This is a genomic window from Streptomyces sp. BE303 (assembly GCF_036290945.1).
Classification (GTDB): Bacteria; Actinomycetota; Actinomycetes; order Streptomycetales; family Streptomycetaceae; genus Kitasatospora.
Map to the genome: position 1 here is coordinate 1 of NZ_JAQYWZ010000357.1, position 471 is coordinate 471.

1 protein-coding gene is annotated in these 471 nt (G+C 72.6%); it reads left to right on the top strand.

Annotated elements, in window-relative coordinates; genetic code table 11:
- Nucleotides 1-85: 85 nt before the first annotated feature.
- The coding region (locus tag PUR56_RS06120; protein WP_329948151.1) for a ketoacyl-synthetase C-terminal extension domain-containing protein at nt 86-471 on the top strand (386 nt) is incomplete at its 3' end.

Consider the following 471-nt stretch of genomic DNA (forward strand, 5'->3'; position numbering starts at 1 on the left):
CATGATACCGCCCCCCCCGAGCTGTACAGCGCGCGAGACCCTGTTGGCCTACCCGCCGCTCGTCCGATCTAAGATGGTCCTGGCGTTGCGGCACGAGACCCTGCCCGCCCCCCTGCACGCGGCCGAGCCGTCGACCGTGGTCAAGTGGTCGGCGGGCGCCGTCGAGTTGCTGAGGGAGTCGCGGCCCTGGAGCGGCGGGGACCGGCCTCGTCGGGCGGGTGTGTCGGCGTTCGGCGTCAGCGGGACGAACGCGCACGTGATCGTGGAGGAGCCCCCGGCCGTCGAGTCCGCAGCAGTCGTGGCAGCGGTGCAACTTCCCTTTGTTCCGGTGCTGTTGTCCGGTACGGACGAGGCGGCGCCCCGTGCCCAGGCACAGCAGGTGCGACTTGTGGCCGATCGGGATCTCCACACGCTCGCCGCAGCGGCAGCCCGCCGTGCCGCGCTGGCCCATCGGGCGGTGGTGCTCGCCGG